A 25962-nucleotide genomic window follows, 5' to 3' on the forward strand; every position below is an offset into this window, starting at 1 on the left:
GGTTCCCTCGGTCGTCAACCCGGGCAGGAAATCTCCTATTCCAGGTAGGAGCGATCTCGAATCCGCCGTGTCGCCGCGACGTGGCAGGATTCATGCAATCCCTGACGCGACGGGGCGGCGGGGATCGGGGGCGTTGATCATGCGATGAGGAGCGGGTGTGGCAGGGAATCTGACACGGGACGAGGCTCGGGAGCGTGCTCGGTTGCTCTCCGTCCAGTCCTACCAGGTCGAACTCGACCTGACGGAGGGCGAGGAGCGGTTCGAGAGCGTCACGACGGTCCACTTCACGTCGGACCGCGAGGGGGCGGACACGTTCATCGACCTCCACGGCGCGCACGTGCGGAAGGTCGTACTCAACGGCAGGGAGCTGGACGTCAGCACCTACGACGCCGAGAAGGGCCGCATCCCGCTGCCGGGGCTGGCCGGGCACAACGAGCTGCGCGTGGACGCCGACTGCTCCTACATGCGCACCGGTGAGGGCCTGCACCGCTTCGTCGACCCCGTGGACCAGCAGGTCTACCTGCACAGCCAGTTCGAGACGGCCGACGCGCACCGGATGTACGCCTGCTTCGACCAGCCGGACCTCAAGGCGACCTTCGAGCTGACCGTCCTCGCCCCCGCCGACTGGGAGGTGGTGTCCAACGCCGCCCCCGACGCGGCCGAGGCGCTCGAGGAGCACCGCGGGCGGCACGGCACGCTGCAGGCCGCCAAGCGCTGGCACTTCCCGCCGACCCCCGTCATGTCGACGTACATCACGGCCCTCATCGCCGGGCCGTACGCGGTCGTGCGGGACGAGCACGACGGGATCCCGCTCGGGATCTACGTGCGGCGCTCGCTCGCGCAGTACCTCGACCCCGACAACATCTTCGAGGTCACCAAGCAGGGCTTCGACTTCTTCCACCGCGTCTTCGGCCTGCGCTACCCCTTCGGCAAGTACGACCAGCTGTTCGTGCCGGAGTTCAACGCGGGCGCCATGGAGAACGCGGGCGCGGTGACGTTCCTGGAGGACTACGTCTTCCGCTCGCGCGTGACCGACGCGCTCATCGAGCGCCGCGCGGAGACGATCCTGCACGAGATGGCGCACATGTGGTTCGGCGACCTCGTCACCATGCGCTGGTGGGACGACCTGTGGCTGAACGAGTCGTTCGCCACCTACATGTCCGTGCTGTGCCAGGCCGAGGCCACCCGGTGGGGCCAGGGCGCGTGGACGACGTTCGCCAACGTCGAGAAGGCCTGGGCCTACCGGCAGGACCAGCTGCCCTCCACCCATCCCATCGCCGCCGACATCCCGGACATGCAGGCCGTCGAGGTCAACTTCGACGGCATCACGTACGCCAAGGGCGCCTCGGTGCTCAAGCAGCTCGTCGCGTACGTGGGGCTCGACAACTTCCTCGCCGGGGTGCGCGACTACTTCAACGAGCACGCCTGGAAGAACACCACCCTGCAGGACCTGCTGTCGGCGCTGGAGCGCACCTCCGGGCGCGACCTGTCGTCCTGGTCGAAGGAGTGGCTGGAGACTTCGGGCGTCAACACGCTGCGGCCGTCGTTCACCACCGACGACGAGGGCCGGTTCCTGAGCTTCGACGTGCTGCAGGAGGCCACGCAGGAGCACCCGACGCTGCGCTCGCACCGGGTGGCCATCGGCCTGTATTCCCTGCGCGACGGCGTGCTGACCAGGACCAAGCGGGTCGAGCTCGACATCGTCGGCGCGCGCACGGCCGTGCCCGAGCTGGTCGGCGAGGGCCGGCCCGACCTGGTGCTGGTGAACGACGACGACCTCACCTACGCCAAGATCCGGCTCGACGAGCGGTCGCTGCGCACCCTCGTCGGCGGCGGGATCACCGCGTTCACCGAGTCGCTGCCCCGCGCGCTGTGCTGGTCGGCCGCCTGGGACATGACGCGGGACGCCGAGATGGCCACCCGCGACTACGTCAAGCTGGTCGTCTCCGGCATCGACTCGGTGCGCGACATGACCGTCCTGCAGACCGTGCTGCGCCAGGCCCGCCAGGCCGTCCAGCAGTACGCCGACCCGGCGTGGCGGGCCACCGGCCTGACCGAGCTGGCCGGCGCGCTGCGCCGCCTCGTCGCGGCGGCCGAGCCGGGCTCCGACCACCAGCTCGCCTACGTCAACGCCCTCGCCGCGACCGCCACCTCGTCCGAGGACCTGGCGTTCCTCAAGGGCGTGCTCGACGGCACCGAGGCGCCCGAGGGCCTGGCCGTCGACGCCGACCTGCGCTGGACGCTCATCCAGGCGCTCGTGTCCGGCGGCGTCCTCGGCGCCGGGGACATCGACGCCGAGCTGGCCAGGGACGCCACGGCGACCGGCGAGCGCTCGGCCGCCACCAGCCGGGCCTCGATCCCGACCCCGGAGGCCAAGGCCGAGACCTGGGCGACGATCGTGGGAGGGAAGCTGAGCGGCGCGCTGCTGCGCGCCACGATCCTCGGCTTCGTGGACCCGCACCACCCCGAGCTGCTGGAACCGTACGCCGACCGGTACTTCGAGGAGGTCGGCCGGGTCTGGAGCGAGTGGACCTCCGACATGGCGCAGAACTTCGCCATCGGCTGCTACCCCGCGCTGCTGATCCGTCCGGAGACCGTGGCCCGCACGCAGGACCACATCAGCGCCGAGCAGCCGCCGCACGCGCTGCGCCGTCTGCTGCTTGAGGGCGCGGACGGCGTCAGCCGGGCGCTGCGCGCCCGGGCCCGGGACGCCTCCGCCTGATCCGCGTCCGGCCGCACGATCACTACCCCGAGGGCCCCGGCACACCGCCGGGGCCCTCGGGCGTGCCAGGGGACAGGTGGCGCGGCGGGCGGGAACGTGAGCGGGAGCGTGAAAGCGGGGCGCAAGCCCGGTGCAAGGCATCAGGGGTGCCATGGGCGCGCCGGGCCGTTCACAGGGTGAACGGGCCGGGACCACCGTCCGTGCAGAAGGCCCGTGATCGCCATGATCCCCATGATCGTCGTCCTCGCCGTCGTGGCCGTCCTCGTCGCGACGCTCGTCTCCGCCTACAACCGCCTCGTACGCGCCCGCAACAACGTCGACAACGCCTGGGCGCAGATCGACGTGCAGCTCAAGCGCCGCTACGACCTGATCCCCAACCTCGTGGAGACGGTCAAGGGCTACGCCGCCCACGAGCGGGCCACACTGGAGGCCGTCGTCGCGGCGCGTTCCCAGGCCATCGGCGCCCGGGGCCCCGAGGAGCGGGCGGCGGCCGAGAACATGCTGTCCGGCGCGCTGAAGAGCCTGTTCGCGGTGGCCGAGGCCTACCCCGACCTCAAGGCGAGCGCCGTCTTCGCCGAGCTCCAGGAGGAGCTGGCCGCCACGGAGAACCGGATCGCCTACTCCCGGCAGTACTACAACGACGCCGTCCTGACCTACAACAACGCCATCCAGACGGTTCCCGCCAACATCGTGGCCGGCATGACCGGCTTCACGCCCCGCGAGTACTTCCGGGCGCCCGGCGAGGAGCGCGGCCCCGTGCAGGTCAGGTTCTGATCATGGCCTTCTGGATGGCCGCGGCGGCGGCGACCGGCCTGTGGCTGCTGCTCCTGCTCGCGCTCGCCGTGGCGACGGGGAACCCGGACGTCGAGCCGGGGCCGGCCACCGGGGAGCTCGCCGGGCAGTCCCCCGCGGTGGTCGACCTGATCACCGGCGGCTGGCGGTTGTGCGACGAGGCGGCCTCCGCCACCCTGCTCGACCTGGCCGCCAGGGGCGTCGTGGCCGTCGAGGAGATCGGCCCCGAGCTGTCCCTCGTACGGCTGCGCGGAGAGCCGGGCGGCCTGAGGCCGTACGAGCGGCTCGTCTACGACCACGTGCGCGCGCTGGCCGTCGACGGCGTGGTGGCGACCGGGGCTCTGGCCGAGGGCTCGCGCGACCTGCGCCGGTGGTGGAAGAGCTTCCGCAGGAAGGTGATCGTCGAGGCGCGGGAGCAGGGTCTGTCCCGGCCGCGCTGGAGCCGGGCCCACGCGCTGCTCCTCGGCGCGGCGGCGGTCGTCCCCGCCGTGGCGATCGGCATCGCGGTCTCCGCCGACGACGCCCGCGCGAACCACGACGGCGGGCCTGGCGCCGCGATCGTGTCCTTCGCCCTGCTCGTGGCGTTGATGGGCAGACTGAACGGGGAGCGCGGCACGGCCGAGGGGGCCAGGGCCGCCGCGCACTGGCTCGGCGTCCGCGAGCACCTGCGGGCGACCGGGCGGTTCGCCGAGCAGCCCGCCGCCTCGGTCGTGATCTGGGGCCGCCACCTCGCGTACGCCGCCGCGCTCGGGCTCGCGCCGCGGGCCGTCGGAAGCCTTCCGGTCAGCACCCCCGCGGACGACAACCGGGCCTGGTCCGACTACGGCGGGATGTGGCATGTCGTGAACGTCCGCTACCCCTCACGCCTGTTGTGGGGCCGGCCGCCGGGTGCGACGATCCTGCGGGGCCTCGCGGCCGGCTGGTTCGCCGGGTTCTTCACCTGGATCCTCCTGGTGGTCGCCACCGCCTTCGGCGTGTGGCCGGACGGGCTGGTCCTGCCCACCGCCCTCGCCGCGGGCCTGGCGGTCGCCGGTCTGCCGGTCGTCTACGCGATCGTCGACCTCGGCGGCGCGGCGACCGTCGAGGGCCGGATCGTCCGGCTGCGCCGCTTCCGGGACGGCGGCAAGGCGAACGACACCGCCAAGTGGACGTACTGGTGCGCGATCGACGAAGGGGGCTCCCGCGAGGTCAGGGCCATGGGCCTGAGCGAGGAGATGTGGCGCCCCCTGCGGGAGGGCGACAAGGTGCGGGCCGCGGCGGGGCGCAGACTCGGCTGGATCAGGCGGATCGACGTCGTCGAGGGCTCCCGGCTGCGGGCCTCTTACGACGACACGGGCGAGCATCTGGTGGACGCACCGGAGAACCTCGGCGAGGTGCGCGTCCTGCCCGACCACCCCGCGCGTGCGTCCCGAGCCGAGGACGGCAGGGCGGATGACCGCCGGCGCCCTGAGTAAGGTCGTCGGGTGCACTCAGCCCACGACCTGTTGATCGCCCTGGCCGGGAGGTACTCGTTCGGCGACGTCGGCGCGCTCGCGCCGGCCGTGCTCGGGGAGGGCGGGCGGGCGGCCCTGGTGGCGTCGGTCTGCGAGTTCGGCCAGCGGCTGCTCACTCTCGACGCGGAGGACTTCCACACCGAGATCGACGCCCAGACGGTGCCGGCCGACCTGCGCAGGCGCGCCCGCGCGTGCCACATGCCGCAGACACCGAGAGAGCAGCCGCGCGGCGCGCTCGACTCGCTGCGGCCGGCGTACGCGCTGCTCCTCGAGGTCGTCGAGGCGCGCTGGCGGCGGCGCGAGCTCAGCTCGATGATCGCGGCCGTGCACATCTGCAGCGAGTATCTCCCGCTGCTCGCCTTCGAGCCCGCGCTCGGCCACGCGGGCGACCCGGTTCGCTGGCCGGAGGGCCTGCGCGCCCCCGGCAGCCGGTTCGGGGTCATGCCCGACCGGGAGTGCGACCATACGAGGGCGGAGCGGTCGGCGGCGGAGCGGACGCTGCGGGTGGCCGTGGAGCCGCCCGCGGGCTGGCGGGCCTACTTCGACCGGCAGCACAGCCAGGTGGCCGGGGCCCTCGCCACCTGCGCGGGCCGGTGCCGCACCCCCTGCCCCGCCCTCGACTGGGTGCCGGACCTCGACGGCCTGTCCGCCCGCTGCCGGATCGCGCTGGCGTTCGCCGAGACCCCGCTCGTACGGCTGCGCCACGCCGCCCCCGTCGGCCACGGCTTCGGCGTGCCGTCGCCGGAGGAGGTGCTGGAGGCGTGGGAGCGCAGCCGCGCCGCGCTGGCCAAGCACGAGGCGGCCGCCGCGGTCACCGCCGACGACGGCTTCCCGCTGCCGGGGCTTCCCGCCCTGTTCTCCGCCGTCGCGGCGGCGCCGGTGCGGCCGGCCACGCTGCTCGCCGACGTCTCGGCGTACGTCGTCGAACTGCTGCGGGGATAGCCTGCGGGGATAGCCGTCACCAGACCGGCGGCCTGCGATCCCCCCAGAAGCCGCCGACCGACGCCTCCACCTGGGACGACAGCGAGATGAGCGTCCCCTCGTCGCCATACCTGCCCGCCAGCATGACGCCGATGGGGAGGCCGTCGGGCGTCCAGTAGAGCGGGAGGTTCACCGCGGGCTGGCCGCTTACGTTGTAGATGGCCGCGAAGGGGGCGAAGCGCATCATCCGCTCGAACGTCTCCTCGGGCGACTCGACGTCCTCGAACCAGCCCACGGGCACGGGCGGCTGGGTGACGGTCGGCGAGAGCACCGCGTCGTAGGCGTCGGTCACGAGCAGCGCGAACCGGGTGGCGAGCTGGAGCGTCGACTGCGCCTGGAGGAACTCGGGGGCCGAGATCGCGTGGCCGCGCTCGCGCAGCCACGCGGTGAGCGGGCGCAGCTTCGGCTCCAGTTCCTCCGCCACGGGGTGCATGCAGGAGAAGCTGAACCACATCTTGACGAACTCGGGCACCACGTCCGGGCCGAACGGCGGCGCGATCTCCTCGACCTCGTGCCCGAGCGACTCCAGCACCGCCGAGGCGCTCTCGTACGCCGCCAGCACGTCGGGGTGGACCTCCGCGCCGGGCACGGCGGGTGTGGCGAACCTGGCGATCCGCAGGCGGCCCGGGTCCCGCCCGGCGTAGGCCGAGAACGACCCGAGCGCCGGCGCCGGGGCGTGGTAGAGGTCCCCGGGATTGTTGTGGGCCATGACGTCCAGCAGCGCCGCGGCGTCGGCGACGTTCCTGGCCAGCGGCCCGTTGGTCGACAGCCCCGCGAGGTCGGGCATGATCGGGGCCGCGGAGATGCGGCCACGGCTGGGCTTGATGCCGTACAGGCCGCAGACGGAGGCGGGGATGCGGATCGAGCCCGCGCCGTCGCTGCCCTGCGCGGCGGGCGCGAGACCGGCCGCGACGGCGGCCCCCGCTCCTCCGCTCGATCCCCCGGCCGACCGCGTGGTGTCCCACGGCGTGCGGGTGGGCTCGTGCAGGTAGGTCTCCGTGTAGCAGGGCATGCCGAACTCGGGGGTGCTGGTCTTGCCCAGCATGATCGTGCCGGCGTCCCGAAGGCGCTCGACCATGCTGTCGTCCGCGGGCGCGACGAACCCCTCGTACGCGGCCGAGCCGAAGTAGACCGGCACGTCCTTGACGAAGTTGAGGTCCTTGATGGGGATCGGCACGCCCAGCAGCGGGGGCAGGTCCTCCGCGTCTCCGGCGGCGAGCCGGGCCTCCTGCTCGCGGGCCTGGGCCAGAGCCCGGTCGGCGGTCACCGTGACGAACGCCCCCAGGCCGGGGTTGAGCCGCTCGATGCGCTCCAGGTAGTGCTCGGTGATCTGGACAGGAGAAAGTTCACCCGTACGTACGGCTGCCGCCTGCTCAAGGGCGGTAAGATCGTGAATGTGCGCCACGCTACCGAACGGTAGGTCCTCGGGCGACGGATATCTAGAGAAGATACCCGCACTTCCGCGCAACGAATCGGCTCAAGCAGGCCACAAAAGTATGAACCATCCAACACTAGGCAAGCCGCTGACGGCTCAACTACCGTGAGTGATGTGGATACCGGTCTAGCGCCAGAAGACGGTCACGATACGTCACCTATATGGGTGAGTGACCAATCGTCAGAGCAGGCGGAACGCCCTTCGGCGCCACCTGAGGCGCCGGCGTCTCCCACGTACGCTCCGGTCGAGCGCACGTCGCTCAGCAGCCTGTGGCAGGACACGCGATACCGCCACCTGCGCCGCCGGGCCGTGATCGCGGTCGCGGCGGGCGTGGTGTTCGGCGTGCTCTTCGGCAGCTGGCGGCTCGGGCTCACCGCGGCCATCCTCGCGTGCGTCTCTGACGCCGTCTACCGGGCGAGGACGGTCTCCTCCATCCCTGCGTGGCGGCGCGCCTCCGCGGCGGAGCGTCAGACGGAGGCCCAGCTCAAGAAGCTGGAGCGCAACGGGTACAAGACGCTGCACGCCCGAGCCATCCCCGGCAGCGAGGCTCAGATCGACCACCTGGTGGTCGGGCCCACCGGCGTGTACGCGGTGGACTCGGAGAAGTGGGACAAGCGGCTGCCCGTACGGGTCCAGTCGCACCGCAAGCTCTTCCACGGCCCGTTCAACCAGAAGCCGCGGCTCGACGAGGCCCGGTGGGAGGCGGCGCAGGCCAGCGACCTGATCAGCAAGGCGCTCGGCAGGGAGATCACCGTGGTGCCGTCCCTGGCCATCTACGGGCCGCCGATCCCGTGGCGCATCCTCAACATCCGTGAGGTGGACGTCTTCTCCGGCGGGCTGGTGCGCAAGTGGATCACCAAGCGGGAGAGGTCGCTCACCACCGCGGAGATCGACGCGATCTACCGGGCCGCCGAACGCGTGCTGCCCTCGCGGTATCCCGAGTAGACACGTCCCGACTCGTGGACAGCGGGTCTCGGCAGCCGGGCACTGGCCGTACCATTTGAAGACTCAGTAGTCTCCGGATGGGGGTCCATCGATGCCCGCTCTCAGGTCCCGCACTGTCACTCACGGCAGGAACATGGCCGGCGCCCGCGCGCTGCTCAGGGCCACGGGCGTAGCGGGCAGCGACCTCGGCAAGCCGATCGTCGCGGTGGCCAACAGCTTCACGCAGTTCGTGCCCGGCCACGTGCACCTGCGCGAGGTCGCAGAGGTGGTGGCCGGCGCGGTCCGCGAGGCGGGGGCCATCCCGCGCGAGTTCAACACGATCGCCGTGGACGACGGCATCGCGATGGGCCACGGTGGCATGCTCTACTCGCTGCCGTCCCGCGAGCTGATCGCCGACGCGGTCGAGTACATGGTCAACGCCCACTGCGCCGACGCGCTGGTCTGCGTCTCCAACTGCGACAAGATCACGCCCGGGATGCTGCTCGCCGCCTTCCGGCTCAACATTCCCACGATCTTCGTGTCCGGCGGCCCGATGGAGGCCGGCAAGATCCCCGGCCGCAAGCTCGACCTGATCGACCCGATGATCGCCTCCGCCGACGCGAGCGTGTCGGACGCCGACCTCCTGGAGATGGAGGAGAACGCCTGCCCGACCTGCGGGTCCTGCAGCGGCATGTTCACCGCCAACTCCATGAACTGCCTCGCCGAGGCGATCGGCCTGGCCCTGCCCGGCAACGGCACCACGCTGGCCACCCACAAGGCCCGCAAGACCCTGTTCGAGAACGCGGGACGGCAGATCGTCGACCTCGCCCGGCGCTACTACGAGGACGACGACGAGTCGGTCCTGCCGAGGAGCATCGCCACCCGCGAGGCGTTCGAGAACGCGATGGCCCTCGACGTCGCCATGGGCGGATCGACCAACACGATCCTCCACATCCTGGCCGCCGCCCGTGAGGCGGGCGTCGACTTCGGGCTCAAGGAGATCAACGAGCTGTCGCTGCGGGTGCCGTGCCTGTGCAAGGTCGCCCCCGCGACGCTGAAGTACCACGTCGAGGACGTGCACCGGGCGGGCGGCATCCCCGGCATCCTCGGCGAGCTGGACCGGGCCGGCCTGCTCCACCGCGACCTGCCGACCGTCCACTCCGCCTCCATCGCGGAGTACATCGCCAAGTGGGACCCCAAGTCCCCCGAGGTCACCGACCAGGCCGTGGAACTGTGGCACGCGGCGCCCGGCAACGTGCGCACGGTGAAGGCGTACTCGCAGGACGCCCGCTGGGAGTCGCTCGACCTCGACCGCGCCGAGGGCTGCATCCGCGACCTCGACCACGCGTACACGAAGGACGGCGGCCTCGCCGTACTGTACGGGAACATCGCGCAGGACGGTTGCGTGGTCAAGACCGCCGGCGTGGACGAGTCGATCTGGCGCTTCTCCGGTCCCGCCGTCGTGTTCGAGTCCCAGGAGGACGCCGTCGAGGGCATCCTCGGCAACCGGGTCAAGCCCGGTGACGTGGTCGTCATCCGCTACGAGGGCCCCAAGGGCGGCCCGGGCATGCAGGAGATGCTCTACCCGACGAGCTTCCTCAAGGGCAAGGGCCTGGGCAAGGCGTGCGCGCTGATCACCGACGGCCGCTTCTCGGGCGGCACGTCGGGCCTGTCCATCGGCCACGCCTCCCCGGAGGCCGCCGAGGGCGGCACGATGGCCCTGATCGAGGACGGCGACATCATCGAGATCGACATCCCGGGCCGCTCCATCGAGCTCAAGGTGGCCGAGGACGTGCTGGCCGCCCGCCGCGAGCGGCTGCTGGCCGACCTCGGCGGCTACCGGCCGCGCGACCGGCAGCGCCCGGTGTCGGCCGCCCTGCAGGCGTACGCCGCGCTGACCACCTCGGCCTCGACCGGCGCGTCCCGCGACCTGTCCCAGCTCTCCCGATAGTCGTGTGGGGCCGCCTCGCCTGAGGCGGCCCCACGTGTTCATACCGGTCAGCTGTAGGAAACCGACTGCACGCTGCAGTTCGTCATCCACGGACCGGGATAGACGGGGGCCGTCGTGCAGCCCCAGGTGGCGGTCACGGTGGTGGTTCCGGCGGGGATGCTGACGCCGCCCGCGGAGCCGGCGAAGTCGTACGTATGGCCCTCGCTGCACATGGCGGAGACGCTGACGGACGTCGTCCCACTGGGCAGCGTCTGCGTGAACTGCCACGCGTGCGTGGCCGGGACGGCGACCATGCTGGTGTAGGGCACCGTCCCCCCTCCGCCGTACGGTGAGGCGCCGACGGACGGGGAGATGGGGTACCAGTCCCTGGTGTCCCCGAAACTGTTGTAGTTGAGGCAGTCCACCGTGGCCTGCAGCGTGACGGTGCCGGCCATGGCAGGGCTGGGAGCGAGCGCCAGGCTCAGCACGCCGGTCGTGACGAGCGCCGCACCGAGCGCGAGCACCCTCCGAGCTGGATTCACAGCGAACATTGGTGTCCCTTCTCCCGCATTTGCAATCAGCCACAGCGAATGCACCACCTCCCCCAGGAACGGTCAATCGTCTGCGTTTTCGGCAGGCCGGAACATCGTGCCGACTGAAAGTGCGCTCCGCCGAGGGCCCGAAACGCGTTTGTGGCTGATCACGCAGCCGAAATCCGATACGCAGCGGCGATCGCGGAAATTTTACGAGCGATTCGGCGAAATGTTTCGAATACCCGGCTCACCGTGATTTCCGGGCGGAGCCCCGCTGGTGAAAGTTTCAGCGCGTCATCCGTCCGCGGCGCTCGCGAAGCCGTCCGGTGCCGCCCCGACCTCGCGGCGCACGGCGTCGCCGCCGGTGTGGCCCGCGTCGTCCACTCCCGTGGTCGTACGCTGGATGGGGATACATGCCGGAGAAACCACAGTGGCCGGCGGTGGGTGGAAAAAGCGGTTTCCCACATCGGCGGCCAAGCGTCCCGGACAGGAAACGATGACCGGGAGGACAGACCAACCTATCGCTCTTCCCGAGCACGCGTTCGGAAAAATGTCAGTCCTCGTCGCTATTGTCGAGGTATGGCCAACGTCATTCGGCACTCGCTGACCGCCGAGGAACTCGCCGCCCTCGCCCTGTCGCTCGCTCATCTCGGTGCCGGCCCGCAGTCGGTCACCGCCCGGCGCGGTCTGCGCCACGCTTTCGAGCACCTCGATCTGGACGACGACGTCATCGCCACGACCCTGACCACCCTGACCACTCCGCTGCCCACCGACGTCGCCCGGCGGGCGCGGGCGGTGGCCAACGCGATCACCGCGCGCCTGGTGATCCGCATCCAGTATCACGACGCCGCGGGCCGGATGACGGTCCGCGACGTCGAGCCGGTGACCTGCCTGGTCCACGGCGAGTTCTGGTACCTGGTGGGCTGGTGCCGCATGCGCCGGTCGATCAGGGCCTTCCGCTTCGACCGCATCCTGGCGGTCGAGCCGACCGACCTGCCGGCCCGCGCCCACCTGCCGCAGCGCTACCTGCCGTTCCAACGGCGCTCGCGGGCCAGTCGCCCGTCCGCGGCCTGACGCCGCTGTCCGCGGGCGTGGCGCCTGGCGCCCACGCCCGCGGGCCGCAGGCGGCCGGACGCGGACGCACGGCCGAACACCGCACGCACGGCCGGACACCGCACGCACGGCCGGACGCGGACGCACGGCCGGACACCGCACGCACGGCCGGAAACCGCTCGGATCAGCCGCCGCAGCAGCCACCTCCGCAGCAACCGCCGCCCGCGCCGCCCGACGGACGGGCGGCGGGAGCCCCGGACGCCCTGCCCGTGACGGCCACGGTGGACAGCAGCTTCACGGTGTCGTCGTGGCCGGAGGGGCACACCGCCCGGTCGCCGGCCTCCGCCATGGGACGGTTGAGCTCGAACGTCGATCCGCACGCGCGGCAACGATAGTCATAGCGAGGCATGCGTCCAGATTACGGCCAGGCGCGGCGACCGCCAGCGCCCCCGGGGAAGCACCGGGAAACACCTCAGGTGAAGTGGATGGTGGCGTAGTCGGCGATGGGCCGGTAGCCGAGCCGCTGATAGATGGAGTTCGAGGTGGGGTTGCCGAGATCGGTGAACAGCAGCACCTCGGTGGCACCGTCGTCGAGCGCCTTCCTGCTGGCCGCGTGGCTGACGGCGCTGCCGTACCCGCGTCCGCGCAGATCGGGCGGGGTGTAGACGGGCCCGATTCGCGACATGCCGGCGATCGGCGCGGAGACTCCGGCGATGGACACGGGCCGGTCGTCGTCCTCCCACCAGATCAGTTCCTCGCGATTGACACGCGCGGCGACGACGGGAGTGGGGTCGGCCGTGCGCTCGACGTGTGCCTCGTGCTGGAACTCCTGGAAGAAGCGCACGGCCGTGGGCAGGTCGTCGGGGCTTGCCACGCGAGGCTTCCCCGGCGCGGAGGGAGCCCGCAGCGAACCGAGGCGGTAGAGCCGCTCGGCCCGGCGGCGTGTCTCCGGCCGCCACCAGGCTCGTGCGAACGCCTCGGCGACGGCCACAGGACCGCCGACCGCGGGCACGTCGTGGTCCATCTCGATCAGGTCGCGCGCCAGCAGGGGAAGCGCCGCGAGCGGAACGTCGCCCAGCGCGAGCGGATAGGGCGGCGTCTGGCAGGCCGCCCCCGCCACCGTGTCGCCGTCCTCCAGCCAGGCCAGCAGGGGATCGACCGCGAACTGGCCGCTGCGGATCCCGCGCAACACGGTCAGCATGACCGTGTTGCGGACGGGATCGCGCAACAGCCAGGGCTCGGCCGCCGCGGCGTACTCCTCCACGTCGGCGGTGATCGTCCACTTCATGACGCCATCCGTCAGGCCGCCGTCTCCGACAGGTAGGGCGCCCACTGCGGATCGCCGTCGAGCTGCGCGCCGATGAGCCGCCAGTGCGCGCCGTGCGGCACCACGGGGGGCACGCTCAGCGCCCACCCGAGCTCCTCCAGCAGCCTGTCGGCCTTGCGGTGGTTGCACGGCATGCACGAGGCGACGCAGTTCTCCCAGGTGTGGGGGCCTCCCCTGGATCGCGGGATGACGTGGTCGATGGTCTCGGCCCGCTGACCGCAGTAGGCGCAGCGGAAGTTGTCCCGGCGCATCAGCGCCGCCCGGGTGAGCGGGATGCGCGTCCGGTAGGGAATGCGGACGTAACGCCGCAGCCTGATCACCGACGGGACGTCGAGCGTGCGGGTGGCCGAGCGCAGGACCGCGCCCCGGCCGTCGCGGTGGACGACGTCCGCCTTCTCTCTCAACACCAGGATGACGGCCCGGTGCAGGGAAAGCGTGGTCAGCGGTTCGTATGTGGCGTTGAGTAGCAGGACTTGGCGCATCAGCCGGCCTCCACAGCGGTCTCGGCTGTGCGCCTGGGTTGTGGCCCCGTCGGTTGGGACCCGGGTGCTTCCGTCACAGGGACCTCCGCCGGACGGCCCAGCGGATCGTCACCACGGCACCGCCCTTCACCAAAGTGTGGCCTTTTCGGCGGCCCCTTCGCCACCCCATAAAACGGGTCCGTGAGGTGAACGACTGGAACGCCTGCTGCTTCTATGCCCAGCAGTTCACCCCTTTATTCCCGTCTTGGCCGGGTACGGACGATGTACCGTCGCAGTCGCCCGGCTGATTTAAAGTGCCAGCATGAGCCGAGTGCCGTACCCGCCAGCCCGCCGTGACGACATCGTCGACGATCTCCATGGAACGCCCGTCCCCGACCCGTACCGGTGGCTGGAGGATCCGGACGATCCGGCGACGAAGGAGTGGCTGGACGCGCAGGAAACCCTGTTCCGGTCCGCCCAACTCGAAGGGCGCGACCACTTCCGCGAGCGCATCGCCGAACTGCTGCGGTCCGGGTCGGTGGGGACACCGTCCTGGCGCGGCGAACGCCGCTTCTTCACCCGCCGGGCCCCCGACCAGGAGCACCCGGTCCTGTACGTCGCGGACGGTGGCGGCGAGCGCGTGCTGCTCGATCCCACCGCCCTCGACCCCTCGGGCCTGACCACGCTCGACTCCTACCAGCCGGACAAGGAGGGCAACCGGCTGGCGTACCAGATCTCGATCGGCGGCGACGAGGAGTCGCGCCTGTACGTGGTCGACGTGACGACCGGAGAGGTCGTCGAGGGGCCGATCGACCGCTGCCGCTACTCCCCCGTGGCCTGGCTGCCCGGCGGCGAGGCGTTCTACTACGTGCGAAGGCTGGCGCCCTCGCTGGTCCCGGCCGGCGAGGAGCAGTTCCACCGCCGCGTCTACCTGCACCGCGTCGGCACCTCCCCCGACGAGGACGTGCTGATCTTCGGCGATGGCCTGGAGAAGACCAACTACTACGGGGTGTCGGTCTCGCTCGACGGCAGATGGCTGTCGATCTCCGCCTCACGGGGGACGGCCCCGCGCAACGACCTGTGGGTGGCCGACCTGGTCGCCTCGTCGCCGCGGGCGCCGGAACTGGTCACCGTGCAGCAGGACGTCGACGCCCAGACCGGACTCCACTTCGGCCGAGACGGGCGGCTCTACGTCTTCACCGACCTCGACGCCTCGCGCGGGCGGGTCTGCGTCACCTCTCCGGAGACGCCCGGCCCCGAGCACTGGCGCGACCTCATTCCCGAGGACGCCGAGGCGGTGCTGTCCGACTTCGCGATCCTCGACGGCATGGCAGAGCCGGTCCTGCTCGTCGGCCGGACCCGGCACGCGATCGGCGAGATCTCCGTCCACGCCCTGGAGACCGGCGAGCGGATCGGCGAGGTCCCGCTGCCGGGGCTCGGCTCGATCGGGGGGATCTTCGAGCGTCCGGAGGGCGGGCACGAGGCCTGGTTCAGCTACACGGACGGCATCACCCCGACCGCGGTGTACCACTACGACGCGCTGACCCGCGAGACCTCGCTCTGGGAGGCGCCTCCCGGCGCGGTGGAGGTGCCCGAGGCGACGACCGAGCAGGTGGTCTACCGGTCCAAGGACGGCACCGAGGTGCACATGCTGGTCACCTCACGCCCCGGCTCCGGGCCCCGTCCCACCATCCTGTACGGCTACGGCGGCTTCGGGGTCCCGATGAACCCCGGGTTCTCCGCCACGACGCTGGCGTGGGTCGAGGCGGGCGGCGTCTACGCGGTCGCCCAGCTTCGCGGCGGCGGCGAGGAGGGCGAGCAGTGGCACCGGGCCGGCATGCTCGGCAACAAGCAGAACGTCTTCGACGACCTGCACGCCGCGGCCGAGCACCTCATCGCCACCGGTGTCACCAGCCCGGACCGGCTCGCCATCTCCGGCGGCTCCAACGGCGGCCTGCTCGTCGGCGCGGGGCTCACCCAGCGCCCCGACCTGTATGCGGCCGTCGTCTGCATGGCCCCGCTGCTCGACATGGTCCGGTATGAGAAGTTCGGCCTCGGGGCGACCTGGAACGTCGAGTTCGGCTCGGCCGACGTGCCGGAGGAGTTCGCCTGGCTGTGGGGCTACTCGCCCTACCACCACGTGCGTGAGGGGGTGTCGTACCCGGCCACGCTGTTCGCCGTGTTCGCCTCCGACACCCGCGTCCATCCGCTGCACGCGTGGAAGATGGCGGCGGCCCTGCAGCACGCGCAGGCGGGCGACCGGCCGATCCTGCTGCGCAACGAGACCGAGGTGGGGCACGGCGCCCGGGCGGTGAGCCGGTCGGTCGAGCTCTCGGCCGACCAGCTCGCGTTCCTGGCCCGGCACACCGGCCTGCGGGTCGGCTGAGGCCTGCAGGTCAGCGCGGGAAGATGATGGTCTTGTGGCCGTCCAGCAGCACGCGGTGCTCGGCGTGCCAGCGGACGGCCCGGGCCAGCGCCTGGCATTCGAGGTCGCGGCCGATCGCGGCGAGGTCCTCGGGCGAGTGGGTGTGGTTCACCCGCGCGACCTCCTGCTCGATGATCGGCCCCTCGTCGAGGTCGGGCGTCACGTAGTGCGCCGTGGCGCCGATCAGCTTCACGCCCCGGGAGTACGCCTGGTGGTACGGCTTGGCGCCCTTGAACGACGGCAGGAACGAGTGGTGGATGTTGATCATGCGCCCGGCGAGCTTGGCGCACATCTCCTGCGAGAGCACCTGCATGTAGCGGGCGAGCACGACCAGATCGGCCTGGTAGTGGTCGACCAGCGTGAGGATCTCCGCCTCCTGCCGCGGCTTGGTGTCCGCGGTGACCGGCAGGTGGTGGTAGTCGACGCCGTATGACTGGGTGAGGGGACGCAGGTCGGGGTGGTTGGACGCGACGCCCACGATCTCGATGGGCAGCAGGCCCGAGCGCACCCGGTAGAGCAGGTCGTTGAGGCAGTGGTCGAACCGGCTGACGAGCACCAGCGCCCGCGTCCGCACCGCGAGGTCGAAGAGCTGGAACTCCATGGCGAACTCCGACGCGAGCGAGGCGAACGCTGCTCGCAACTCGTCGACGGCGCTCCCGCCGGAGAACTGCACGCGCATGAAGAACCGCTCCTCGACCGGGTCGCCGAACTGCTGGCTCTCGATGATGTTGCAGCCCTTCCCGGCCAGCAACCCGGAGACGGCCGCGACCACTCCGGGCCGGTCCGGACAGGACAGGGTCAGCACATATTCAGCGCTCATGCTCAGATCCTCGACAGGTGACGGTGTCGGCTTCAAGGGTAGGGCCAGCCGATCGCAGGGTGCGGGCAGGTGCGGGCAGGTGCGGGCAGGTGCGGGCAGGTGGAGGCGGGGCGGCGGACGACCGGCCGGCCGCCCGCCGTGAGCGTCCCCCGCGTCAGCCCTCCTTCTCGTGCCGCTGCAGCGCCGCGCGTACGTCGGGGTCACCGGGGGCCAGGGACAGCGCCCGGCGCAGGTCGAACAGCGCCTCCCGCCCCCGGCCGAGAGCGTCGAGCGCGGTCGCCCGGTTGAAGTACAGGGCCGCGTCCTCGCCCAGCTCGATCGCCCGGGTCAGGTCGTCGACGGCACCCCGTGCGTCGCCTGTCTCGAACCGCAGGGTCGCGCGGTTCGCCCAGGCCGAGGCCAGGCGGGCGTCGGCGGCCAGCGCCGCGTCGAAGGCCAGGGCGGCCTCCGCGTAGCGGCCCGCCTCGGTCTCCAGCTGCCCGAGCACGCCGTGGAGGTGCGCGTTGCCGGGGTCGAGGGCGAGCCCCGCCTCGACGTCGCGCCTGGCGGCCTCGTGCTCGCCGAGCATCTCCAGCACACCGGCCCGGTTGACGTACGCGTCGAGGTAACCGGGGTCGAGGTCGAGCACGTGGTCGAGGTCGGCCCGGGCGCCGTCCAGGTCCCCGGCTGCCAGGCGCAGCTCCGCCCGGTTGTAGTACGCCTCGGGCAGCGGCGGGCTCACCCGCATCGCCGTCTCGTAGTCGGCCAGCGCCTCGTCCGTACGTCCCATCTCGAACAGCAGGTTGCCCCGGTCGAGATAGTGGTCGGGGAAGCCCGGGTCGATTCCGACGGCGCGGTCGAAGTCGGCCAGCGCCTCCTCCCGGCGGCCCAGGCGCGCGAGGAGCTGCGCGCGGTTGGCGAACAACACCATCCGGTGCACGGGGTGGGCGTCCGGTGGAAGATCACGCTCGGCCAGGTCGATGGCCGAGCGCACCAGGCCGAGCGCCTCGTCGATACGCCCCTCCCGCAGCTCGATCAGCGCGCGGCCGTTCTGGTCGAACCCGAGTTTGAAGGCTCGCGTCCGCCGGTCGGGCAGCAGCGTGGAGATCGCTATCGCCTCGTTGATCCAGGCTCTGGCCCTGGTCAGGTCGCGCCGCGCCGGATCGCGGTCGCGCGCGTCGAGCATCGCCGTGCCGTACGCGGCGGCGGCGTGCACGGCCGGATCGACGCTGACCCTCCGGGCCTGGTCGTACAGCTCCTGCGCGTGCGCCCGCCGGCCCAGCCCCGCCAGGGCGGTCGCGGTGCGGTGGGTGAAGCGCCACCACAGGTCGGAACCCGGCTCCACCAGTCGCAGGCCGCGCGAGCCCAGCTCCACGACCGCGTGCAGGAAACCCTCGGTGACGCAGTGGTCCACCGCCGCCCACAGGGCCTGCGCCGCCGCGTCCATATCGCCGCCGTGCTCCAGGTGGTACGGCACCGCGCCCAGCGCGTGCTCCGACGCCGCGGCGTCGGCCCTCAGCTCGGCGACACGCCGGTCGTGCCGGCGCGCCCGTTCCTCCGGCGGCAGCGACAGGTACGCCCGGTAGGCCCGGGGGTCGTCGGAGGTGCAGTCCGAGACGACGTAGTCGTCGGGCGGGCCGCCCTGGACCCGGGCCTCCACCAGCCGCGTGCCCTCCCATTGGGGCTCCGCGGAGGCCAGGACCAGCGTCAGATCCGGCACCCGGCGCGCCAGGACGCGCAGCAGCTCGCGGTCGGCCGGATCCGCCTCGTGCAGGTTGTCCACCAGCAGCGTCCGCGGCTCTTCGAGGCAGTCACGGACGAACTCGGCGATCCCGTTGGCGATCCGCAGCGTGCGGCGCGGCGCGGGCACGAGGATCCGCTCGTCCTCCGTCAGACGGGCCTCGATGGTCTGCCGCCGCGCGGGCACCAGAGGGCGCAGGCTGGGAGCGACGGCGCGGATCTCGATGTCGTGTTCCGCCATCAGGCCCGGGGAACGCTCCAAGGCGACCGGGACGAGGGCGCGCAGGATCGCGCCACCGATCGTGTACGGACCGCGTAGCCGGCGGTGCCCGTTGACGACGGGCGCCATGGGAGGCGGCACCTCCAGGGCAAGCGCGCGGAGGGCCGCCACGCGGTCCCGGGAGAGGTCTCCCCGGACCCAGATGTGGCTCGGGTGGTCCCTCACCCCTTGTGGATGACGCTCGAGGTACCGCTGAGCTTGGTCGTTCCCGGCTTGCGGATAATGATCTTCTTCATCATGCCTCTTTCCCCACTCTTGCGGACAAGGCACAAGTATTCGCAGGGATCAGCTATCCGCCAAGGGATGGAAGCATTATCTATCGGGAGAAAAGCGGAGAGACTACGGCATTCAGCTGCTTCTCGATATAAATCACCACGTTGTCACCGCGTACCTCGCGCCGCAGCTCCCGCCACCCGGATTTGCGATAGAGCTCCAGCGCGGCGACCTGACGCAGGGTGGTGTCACCGCGCAACGTCCTGTAGCCGAGTCCGCGCGCCCGATCCTCGAGCTCCTGCGTGATCTGGGCGCCGTAGCCGCGCCGCTGGTGATCGGGGTGGACCCGGAGCCGGCACATCTCCGCCGTGTCGGCGTCGATGCGCCGCAGGCCGCCCATCGCGACGAGCCCCGCCCCGGACACCTCGCCCACCAGGAAGTCACCCCCGGCGGCCAGGTAGACCTCGGTGATCCGGGGGAAGTCGTCGTCGTAGTAGACGCCGTCACCCGGCACCACGCCCACCTGGGCCAGGCCGATCTGGTGGAGGGACCACACCGCGTCGAGGTCGGACCAGCGGTATCGCCGGATCCTCAGCGGCGCGGCCCCGCTCTCCCCGCCTCTCACGGGATCTCCCGGCTCGAGATCTCCCGCCAGCGCGTCTCCTGCCACACGTCCTCCTCGGTACCCACGTCACCCGGCGTCCCGGAGCAGCTCCGGCGGGATCTCGACCCGGCTCTGCTTGATCACCTCACAGAAGGCCTGAAGCCGGGGCGAGTCGCCGTGCTTGGCCTTGACCTCCTTCGCCAGGTCGTACGCCGGTTTGAGCAGCAGGTCGGTCCGGTAGTCCTTGTCGACCAACTCGATGGCCTCCTGGCCCAGCTTGAGCGCTGCCTCGACGTCGCCGTCGATGAGCCGGCACATCGCCCGGTCGAACCGGATCAGGGTCTGGTCGAGCAGGTCCTCGTCCGTGTACTTCTCGAGCGCCTGCTGCAGGATCACGTCGGCCTCCACCGTCTGCCCCAGCTTCACCAGGACGTCGCCCTGGTAGAAGTAGAGCTGCCGCTCGGTGTAGCCGAACGCCGGGTCCTCCCGGTCGCTGTCGTTCATCTGCTGGAAGGCCGCCCTGGCGCGATGCAGGGCCCGCTTGGCCTGCTCGACCACCTCGTGCCGCGAGCCGTTGACACCGGCGATCTTCGCCAGCGCCCTCGCCTCGACGACGGGCGCCATGGTCCGCGCGGCGCAGGGGGTGTGGCCGGCCAGGTCGCGGCTCTTCTTCGCCAGCGTGAGCGCCTCACGCGGGTCGCCGTAGTAGAGCGGGACCAGCGCCTCGCGGGCGGTGACCCAGGCGCGCAGGGCCCGGTCGCCGGTCTCGTCCGCCGCCATCCGGCCCGTGCGGAAGAACGAGCGGGCCATCCGCTGGTCTCCGAGGTCGATCATGATCATCCCCGAGAGCCCGGCGAGCTGGGCCGCCATCCGGCACAGCCGCTCCTGCACGTCGATGGGCTGCCGGCGGTCCAGGGCCTTGCGCACAGCGGTGAACTCCAGCATGACGTCGCAGAGCAGCCGTACGGGCGGGGTGTTCATGTACTGCCGCCCGAAGCCGAACGTGGCCTGCTCCCACTGGTCGAGCATCGCCGGCGAGACGGTGGCCGTGACCATCGTCTCGTCCATCCGCCGGCGGAGGTTTTCCACCGCGCCGAGCACCTCTTCGTTGAGCTCCTTGAGCCCAACCGCCCCGACGGTGCCGCCGGCGAGGAGCCTCAACAGCGTCCTCCGTAGCACGTTCTCGTCCTCCTCGCCCCCGTCCACCGGATGGGTGCAGCCGCCCGACGGGGGCGGCGCACCCCACGGAGCGGGTGAAGTGATAGGTCTGTCCTGTTCTGGGTCACCGCCACCTGATTCGGCCAGGTGTCCGTGGCCGCAGATGCACGGGCTTTCGAACCCGAGGGCCAGGGGCTCCACCCGGTAGACCGAGCACAGGTAGTGGAGATACTCCGGGCCGGGCCGCTTCATGCCCGACTCGTACGCGGACAGTAGCGTCTCGCCGATGCCGGGGATGGCTTTTCCGTCCCTCTCGAAGAGCGCGCGCACCTGCTCGATCACGTCGGCGAGCGCCACACCGTGCGAGAGGCGATGTGCCTTGATCCGAGTCGTGCCGAACTGCGGTCCGCAGTCGTTGTGGATCTCCTGGGCGATCTCGGCCAGGCTGCGCCCGGCGGCCAGGCCCCGCGCCCGGATCCGGCGCGCGATTTCCGTCTCCCTGTGTTGCCTGCCGGACATTCCGGCCCCTCTCTCGTGGCCGGCCGCACTCGCAGCCCGTGGTCTCGAGCGGTCCTCACCTCGTGACGGAGAGTGACTTACTCGTCGCGCTCCGACCACACCATAATGATGGACCATAGTTGGCGCGGCCAAGCCCCCAACATGAACGTGCCGACTAAGGATCGTCTCCCGATAGGGGTTTTCTTTCAACCGACATGGGTTTTCCTCCACCACGGCCGCTTCTCGCCCTCGTTGACCCGAGCACTTCCGTGAGCCATCTTGGGCGCACCAGAGTGAACAGACGGGAACGCAAAGTACACATTCCGCCCGCGAACGGAAATGAAGGAGGACCTACGGTGGGGGAGGACGATTTCCGGCGCCTGGAACATTTGGTGGCCGAACTCGACGCGCGGGGTCTACTCGCGCGAGTCGTGCGCACCCCGTCGGGCCGCGCCTACGTACGCGTGATCAACCCCGACGCGACGAGCCTCACGGAGAACGTGGTCTGCCAGGCGGCCGACTACTGGTGGTCCTGGGGCGAGCGGATGCACCGGGCGGACGACCCCGCCGGAGCGGCCACGAAGGTGGCCCGTGTGCTTGCCGCGGTGAGCGAGTAGGGGAAGGCGGCGGCCCGGGTGAGAGTGCAGTCGCCGTGGACCGCCGCATCCACCGCGGCCTCAGGGGGCGGGCAGGACGCCCGGTGCGGAGCGTGGCCGTCGCGCCGCCCCGGCGCGACGGCCACGCTGCGGCGTCCCGCCCGCCCCGACCCCGTCCGAATCTCACGGCCGACCGGCTCGCCGGTCGTCATTGACCGCCGTCCGGCCCTGTCGAGCAGGTGGGGCCGGACGGTGATCGAGGGGGATCCCCACTTGGAGAACGGTGCCGGGCGCGCTTCCGGGTGCGCGCCCGCGCCCTGCCACACCGTCACTGGAGCGAGTCCGGTCCGCCCTCCGCGGCCCCGGACGGGACACGCTTCCGTCTTCCCCGGCGATGTGACGGAGGCCGGATCAGTCGGCAGTATTGGCTACGTTCAAGAACTGCCGTTGATCCGATCCGGGGGGGATCCACCTCGTGTTACCGCTGTCGCCCGCGACGCCCAGTCCCGCGCCGACCGTGCCCGACCTGACCGAGGCGGCCGCGGCTGTGACGAAGGCGTGCGAGAAGAGCGAGGGCGTCTTCTGCACGGTTCTCAACAGTGCCTTCCCGGACCGGGACTTCCCGGCCTGGGTGCAGCTCGTGGCCGGCGTCGTCGACGTGCTCGTGATGCTCGTGCTGATCCTGGCCGGAGCGCTGATCGTCCGGAACGTCGTGCACCGGCTGATCACCCGGCTCACCATGCGGGCCAGCGTCGGCGTGCTGCCGGAGCGGCTGCGCGGCAAGACCGTGCTGACGAGCACGGAGGCCGCGGTGGCGATCATGACGGAGCGCCGCAGGGCGCGCGCCGAGACGATGGGCTCGGTGCTGCGGAGCCTCGCGTCCGTCGTGATCCTGGGCACCGCGGCGTTGATGATTTTCGCGAAGCTCGGGGTCGAGCTGGCGCCGCTGCTCACGAGCGTCGGCATCATCGGTGTGGCGGTCGGCTTCGGCGCACAGGAGCTGGTCAAGGACTTCATCGCCGGCATGTTCATGCTCCTGGAGGACCAGTACGGCGTGGGCGACGTGATCGACACCGGGGTGGCCGTCGGCACGGTGGAGGCCGTCACGCTCCGCATCACCCGCCTGCGCGACGCCGACGGCAAGGTCTGGTACGTGCGCAACGGCACGATCACCCGGATCGGCAACGAGTCGCAGGGCTGGTCGAGGGCCCTGGTGGACGTGCCGGTGCCGTACGACAGCGACGTGGCGACGGTCCGCGAGCTGCTCAACGGCCTCGCACACGACCTGTGGGAGGACCCGGAGTATCGGGACACGGTCATCGTCGAGGAGCCGCAGGTCTTCGGCCTGGAGTCGGTCTCGGGCTCGTCCGTCATCTTCCGGATCAGCGCGAAGACCGTGCCGGCGCGGCACCTGGAGGTCGCCCGTGAGCTGCGCCTTCGGGTGAAGCGGGCCTTCGACGAGAAGAGCCTCGCCTTCGCCGCCTGACCTTACCGATCGGTAGCTGACTTAGGCTGAAACCGTGACCAGCGAGCAGACCCTGTCCTTCTACGAGGCGATCGGCGGTGAGGAGGCCTTCGAGCGCCTCGTCCGCCGGTTCTACGAGGGCATCGCGGAAGACCCCCTACTGCGCCCGATGTACCCCGAAGAGGACCTCACCGGCGCGGAGGAGCGGCTGCGCCTGTTCCTCATCCAGTACTGGGGCGGCCCGAGGACCTACAGCGAGCAACGCGGCCACCCCCGGCTGCGGATGCGGCACGTGCCGTTCGTCATCGACGAGGCGGCACGAGATGCCTGGCTCAGGCACATGGGCGACGCCGTGCGTTCCCTCGGCCTGCCGGCCGAGCGCGAGAAGGAGCTGTGGGACTACCTCGTCTACGCCGCCCACAGCATGGTCAACGCATAAGTAACGGAAGCAGCGGGCAGCCCAAGACTCATGGAAACAACCCCCTGGTGGCGTGATGCCGTTGTCTATGAGATCTACGTCCGCAGTTTCGCCGACGCCTCCGGCGACGGTACGGGCGACCTGGCGGGAATCCGCGACCGCCTGCCGTACCTCGCCGAGCTCGGCGTCGACGCGATCTGGCTGACCCCCTTCTATCCCTCCCCCATGGCCGACGGCGGCTACGACGTGGCGGACTACCGCGACGTCGATTCGTTGTTCGGGTCGCTGGCCGACTTCGACGACCTGGTCGCCGACGCGCACGCGCACGGCCTGCGGCTGATGGTGGACATCGTGCCGAACCACAGCTCGTCGGCCCACCCCTGGTTCCAGAAGGCCCTGGCGTCCCCCAGGGGCTCCCAGGAGCGCGAGCGGTACATGTTCAGGGACGGCGGTCCCGGGGGCGGCGGAAGCGGCCACGGAGAGCCGAACAACTGGCTGTCGACCTTCGGGGGCCCGGCGTGGACCCAGGTGCCCGACGGGCAGTGGTACCTCCACCTGTTCGCGCCCGAGCAGCCCGACTTCAACTGGCGCAACCCCGAGGTGCGGGAGGAGTTCCTCGACATCCTGCGGTTCTGGCTCGACCGGGGGGTGGACGGCTTCCGGATCGACGTCGCGATGGGCCTGATCAAGGCGGAAGGGCTGCCCGACACCGATCCGGGCTTCACCTCGAGGTCGCCGATCTGGAGTCAGCCGGAGGTGCACGACATCTATCGCGACTGGCGGCGGGTGCTCGACTCCTATCCCGGCACCCGTGTCGCCATCGGCGAGGTCTGGACCGACTCGGCCGAGGACCTCGCGCTGTACGTGCGGCCCGACGAACTGCACCAGAGCTTCAACTTCGCCTGGCTGGAGGCCCCCTGGTCGGCCACGGCCTTCAGGAAGGTCATCGACGACACCCTCAAGGCCGTCACCTCGCCGACCTGGGTGCTGTCCAACCACGACGTCGTACGGCACGTGACCCGCTACGGCCAGGGGTCGCTCGACCCGGAGGCCGGTCTGGCCCGGGCCCGCGCGGCGTTGCTCGCCATGCTCGCCCTGCCGGGGTCGGCCTACCTGTACCAAGGCGAGGAGCTCGGGCTGCCCGAGGTCACCGACCTGCCTCCGGAGGCGCGGCAGGACCCGATCTTCGCGCGGTCGAACGGCGAGCTGCCGGGCCGCGACGGCTGCCGGGTGCCGCTGCCCTGGTCGGGCACCGAGCCGCCGTACGGCTTCGGGTCCGGCGGGTCGTGGCTGCCGCAGCCGGCGGACTGGGCGGACCTCACGGCCGAACGGCAGGCGGCCGACCCGTCCTCGACGCTGTGGTTCTACCGCCGGGTGCTGCAGACGCGGCGAGAGCTACGCGGCACGCTGCCCGACGCGATCACCTGGCTGGAGTCGCCGGAGGAGACGCTGTTCTTCCAGCGGGGCCGGCTGCTCTGCGTGATCAACTGCGGCGAGGGCGCGGTGGCGCTCCCGCCCCACGACCAGGTGCTGATCACCAGTGGCCCGCTCGACGGCACCGCCCTTCCCGCCGACACGGCGGCCTGGCTGCTCACCGGCTGACCTCGCCCCGCCTCCGGACCGGCCGCCGGCTCCGGCCGTCGCGGCCGGTCACGGAGCGAGGGCGGAGAACCGCTTGAGGTACGCGAGCTCGTCCTCGTCGAGCCTGCGGGGGCGGGCCGCCGCGGCGTCGTAGGCGACCATGACCGTGCGCGCCTCGACGTAGAGCGTCTCGTCGTCGCGGATCTCGTACGCGAGGGTGAAGCGGACCCTGGAGATCTCGGTGACCCACACCTCGACGCGGACGGGATCGGAGCGGAAGGTCAGGGGCCGCCGGTAGTCGATCTCATGCCGGGCGACCACCAGGTCCTGCCGGCGGCCGGTGATCTCACGCGGCCGCTCCCACAGCATGGACACCCGCGCGTCCTCGAGGTAGTCGAGGAAGCGGACGTTGTTGACGTGGCCGAAGCTGTCGATGTCGGCGAAGCGCACCTTGCGCTCGAAGACGAAACGGGTCAGCCGCTCTGGAGGATGGCGTAGCTCGGTCACCGGTCAAACCTAACGGGCCCCCGTCCC

22 protein-coding genes are annotated in these 25962 nt (G+C 71.2%); 12 read left to right on the forward strand and 10 right to left on the reverse strand.

What is annotated here, in order from left to right:
- Positions 1-157 precede the first annotated feature (157 nt).
- The 4 genes from pepN to HHX35_RS19025 all read left to right on the forward strand — a co-directional run bounded on the left by pepN (position 158) and on the right by HHX35_RS19025 (position 5949).
- Positions 158-2722, forward strand: a complete 2565-nt coding sequence (gene pepN / locus HHX35_RS19010) for an aminopeptidase N (protein WP_182900124.1) — start codon at positions 158-160, stop codon at positions 2720-2722.
- Between the two features lie 222 nt (positions 2723-2944).
- Positions 2945-3496, forward strand: a complete 552-nt coding sequence (locus HHX35_RS19015) for a LemA family protein (protein ID WP_182900379.1) — start codon at positions 2945-2947, stop codon at positions 3494-3496.
- Positions 3497-3498: 2 nt separating this feature from the next.
- Complete coding sequence (locus HHX35_RS19020; protein WP_182900125.1) at positions 3499-4968, forward strand: DUF2207 family protein; 1470 nt, start codon at positions 3499-3501, stop codon at positions 4966-4968.
- A 9-nt stretch (positions 4969-4977) separates the two neighbouring features.
- Positions 4978-5949, forward strand: coding sequence for a hypothetical protein (locus HHX35_RS19025; protein WP_182900126.1), 972 nt, complete (start codon positions 4978-4980; stop codon positions 5947-5949).
- Between the two features lie 16 nt (positions 5950-5965).
- Here HHX35_RS19025 and HHX35_RS19030 read toward each other — a convergent pair whose 3' ends face one another.
- Entirely contained in the window at positions 5966-7393 is a 1428-nt protein-coding gene (locus tag HHX35_RS19030; protein ID WP_182900127.1) for an amidase, read from the reverse strand.
- 195 nt (positions 7394-7588) lie between these two features.
- Between HHX35_RS19030 and HHX35_RS19035 the strand changes: the two genes are divergently transcribed.
- Together HHX35_RS19035 and ilvD are read left to right on the forward strand one after the other, a co-directional pair.
- Complete coding sequence (locus tag HHX35_RS19035; protein ID WP_310739170.1) at positions 7589-8368, forward strand: nuclease-related domain-containing protein; 780 nt, start codon at positions 7589-7591, stop codon at positions 8366-8368.
- Between the two features lie 91 nt (positions 8369-8459).
- Positions 8460-10298, forward strand: coding sequence for a dihydroxy-acid dehydratase (ilvD, locus tag HHX35_RS19040; protein ID WP_182900129.1), 1839 nt, complete (start codon positions 8460-8462; stop codon positions 10296-10298).
- A 47-nt stretch (positions 10299-10345) separates the two neighbouring features.
- On the opposite strand, the gene HHX35_RS19045 is transcribed toward ilvD, so the two are convergent.
- A complete protein-coding gene (locus tag HHX35_RS19045) occupies positions 10346-10819 on the reverse strand; it encodes a hypothetical protein (RefSeq protein ID WP_139576490.1) in 474 nt (157 codons plus the stop codon).
- Positions 10820-11389: 570 nt separating this feature from the next.
- Between HHX35_RS19045 and HHX35_RS19050 the strand changes: the two genes are divergently transcribed.
- Entirely contained in the window at positions 11390-11884 is a 495-nt protein-coding gene (locus tag HHX35_RS19050; protein ID WP_030509607.1) for a YafY family protein, read from the forward strand.
- Between the two features lie 163 nt (positions 11885-12047).
- Here the strand turns inward: HHX35_RS19050 and HHX35_RS19055 are convergent, their stop codons facing one another.
- The 3 genes from HHX35_RS19055 to HHX35_RS19065 form a co-directional block, all read right to left on the reverse strand.
- Positions 12048-12272, reverse strand: coding sequence for a zinc ribbon domain-containing protein (locus HHX35_RS19055; RefSeq protein WP_030509608.1), 225 nt, complete (start codon positions 12270-12272; stop codon positions 12048-12050).
- Between the two features lie 63 nt (positions 12273-12335).
- A complete protein-coding gene (locus tag HHX35_RS19060) occupies positions 12336-13151 on the reverse strand; it encodes a GNAT family N-acetyltransferase (protein WP_182900130.1) in 816 nt (271 codons plus the stop codon).
- Between the two features lie 11 nt (positions 13152-13162).
- Positions 13163-13672, reverse strand: a complete 510-nt coding sequence (locus tag HHX35_RS19065; protein WP_182900131.1) for an HNH endonuclease — start codon at positions 13670-13672, stop codon at positions 13163-13165.
- Positions 13673-13973: 301 nt separating this feature from the next.
- On the opposite strand from HHX35_RS19065, the gene HHX35_RS19070 reads away from it, so the two are divergent.
- Positions 13974-16037 (forward strand): prolyl oligopeptidase family protein, encoded by a 2064-nt coding sequence (locus HHX35_RS19070; RefSeq protein WP_182900132.1) that lies wholly within the window; start codon positions 13974-13976, stop codon positions 16035-16037.
- A gap of 10 nt (positions 16038-16047) precedes the next feature.
- Here the strand turns inward: HHX35_RS19070 and purU are convergent, their stop codons facing one another.
- The 4 genes from purU to HHX35_RS19090 all read right to left on the reverse strand — a co-directional run bounded on the left by purU (position 16048) and on the right by HHX35_RS19090 (position 21389).
- On the reverse strand, positions 16048-16896 hold the full coding sequence (gene purU, locus HHX35_RS19075; RefSeq protein ID WP_182900133.1) for a formyltetrahydrofolate deformylase: 849 nt from the start codon (positions 16894-16896) through the stop codon (positions 16048-16050).
- A 154-nt stretch (positions 16897-17050) separates the two neighbouring features.
- Positions 17051-18964 (reverse strand): tetratricopeptide repeat protein, encoded by a 1914-nt coding sequence (locus HHX35_RS19080; protein ID WP_182900134.1) that lies wholly within the window; start codon positions 18962-18964, stop codon positions 17051-17053.
- A 247-nt stretch (positions 18965-19211) separates the two neighbouring features.
- Positions 19212-19778: a GNAT family N-acetyltransferase gene (locus tag HHX35_RS19085; protein ID WP_310739171.1), complete on the reverse strand. Its 567-nt coding sequence runs from the start codon at positions 19776-19778 to the stop codon at positions 19212-19214.
- Between the two features lie 21 nt (positions 19779-19799).
- On the reverse strand, positions 19800-21389 hold the full coding sequence (locus HHX35_RS19090) for a M48 family metallopeptidase (RefSeq protein ID WP_182900135.1): 1590 nt from the start codon (positions 21387-21389) through the stop codon (positions 19800-19802).
- A 335-nt stretch (positions 21390-21724) separates the two neighbouring features.
- Between HHX35_RS19090 and HHX35_RS19095 the strand changes: the two genes are divergently transcribed.
- The 4 genes from HHX35_RS19095 (at position 21725) to HHX35_RS19110 (ending at position 25449) form a co-directional block, all read left to right on the forward strand.
- Positions 21725-21985 (forward strand): hypothetical protein, encoded by a 261-nt coding sequence (locus HHX35_RS19095; RefSeq protein WP_030509616.1) that lies wholly within the window; start codon positions 21725-21727, stop codon positions 21983-21985.
- Positions 21986-22439: 454 nt separating this feature from the next.
- The gene (locus tag HHX35_RS19100; RefSeq protein ID WP_240809127.1) at positions 22440-23450 is read left to right on the forward strand and encodes a mechanosensitive ion channel family protein; all 1011 of its coding nucleotides are present in this window, start codon (positions 22440-22442) and stop codon (positions 23448-23450) included.
- A 34-nt stretch (positions 23451-23484) separates the two neighbouring features.
- The gene (locus HHX35_RS19105) at positions 23485-23868 is read left to right on the forward strand and encodes a globin (RefSeq protein ID WP_182900136.1); all 384 of its coding nucleotides are present in this window, start codon (positions 23485-23487) and stop codon (positions 23866-23868) included.
- 30 nt (positions 23869-23898) lie between these two features.
- Complete coding sequence (locus HHX35_RS19110; RefSeq protein WP_182900137.1) at positions 23899-25449, forward strand: alpha-amylase family glycosyl hydrolase; 1551 nt, start codon at positions 23899-23901, stop codon at positions 25447-25449.
- A gap of 48 nt (positions 25450-25497) precedes the next feature.
- On the opposite strand, the gene HHX35_RS19115 is transcribed toward HHX35_RS19110, so the two are convergent.
- A complete protein-coding gene (locus tag HHX35_RS19115) occupies positions 25498-25935 on the reverse strand; it encodes a thioesterase family protein (RefSeq protein WP_240809128.1) in 438 nt (145 codons plus the stop codon).
- Positions 25936-25962 lie beyond the last annotated feature (27 nt).

Source organism: Microbispora sp. H10830, from assembly GCF_014161375.1.
Classification (GTDB): Bacteria; Actinomycetota; Actinomycetes; order Streptosporangiales; family Streptosporangiaceae; genus Microbispora; species Microbispora catharanthi.

Excerpts from the sequence above, each read along its gene's own strand:
- HHX35_RS19050 (WP_030509607.1), top strand. The coding sequence starts at position 11,390 with ATGGCCAACGTCATTCGGCACTCGCTGACCGCCGAGGAACTCGCCGCC.
- HHX35_RS19055 (WP_030509608.1), bottom strand. The coding sequence starts at position 12,272 with ATGCCTCGCTATGACTATCGTTGCCGCGCGTGCGGATCGACGTTCGAG.
- HHX35_RS19015 (WP_182900379.1), top strand. The coding sequence starts at position 2,945 with ATGATCCCCATGATCGTCGTCCTCGCCGTCGTGGCCGTCCTCGTCGCG.
- ilvD (WP_182900129.1), top strand. The coding sequence starts at position 8,460 with ATGCCCGCTCTCAGGTCCCGCACTGTCACTCACGGCAGGAACATGGCC.
- HHX35_RS19110 (WP_182900137.1), top strand. The coding sequence starts at position 23,899 with ATGGAAACAACCCCCTGGTGGCGTGATGCCGTTGTCTATGAGATCTAC.
- HHX35_RS19020 (WP_182900125.1), top strand. The coding sequence starts at position 3,499 with ATGGCCTTCTGGATGGCCGCGGCGGCGGCGACCGGCCTGTGGCTGCTG.
- HHX35_RS19060 (WP_182900130.1), bottom strand. The coding sequence starts at position 13,151 with ATGAAGTGGACGATCACCGCCGACGTGGAGGAGTACGCCGCGGCGGCC.
- HHX35_RS19090 (WP_182900135.1), bottom strand. The coding sequence starts at position 21,389 with ATGTCCGGCAGGCAACACAGGGAGACGGAAATCGCGCGCCGGATCCGG.
- purU (WP_182900133.1), bottom strand. The coding sequence starts at position 16,896 with ATGAGCGCTGAATATGTGCTGACCCTGTCCTGTCCGGACCGGCCCGGA.
- HHX35_RS19070 (WP_182900132.1), top strand. The coding sequence starts at position 13,974 with ATGAGCCGAGTGCCGTACCCGCCAGCCCGCCGTGACGACATCGTCGAC.
- HHX35_RS19080 (WP_182900134.1), bottom strand. The coding sequence starts at position 18,964 with ATGGCGCCCGTCGTCAACGGGCACCGCCGGCTACGCGGTCCGTACACG.
- HHX35_RS19065 (WP_182900131.1), bottom strand. The coding sequence starts at position 13,672 with ATGCGCCAAGTCCTGCTACTCAACGCCACATACGAACCGCTGACCACG.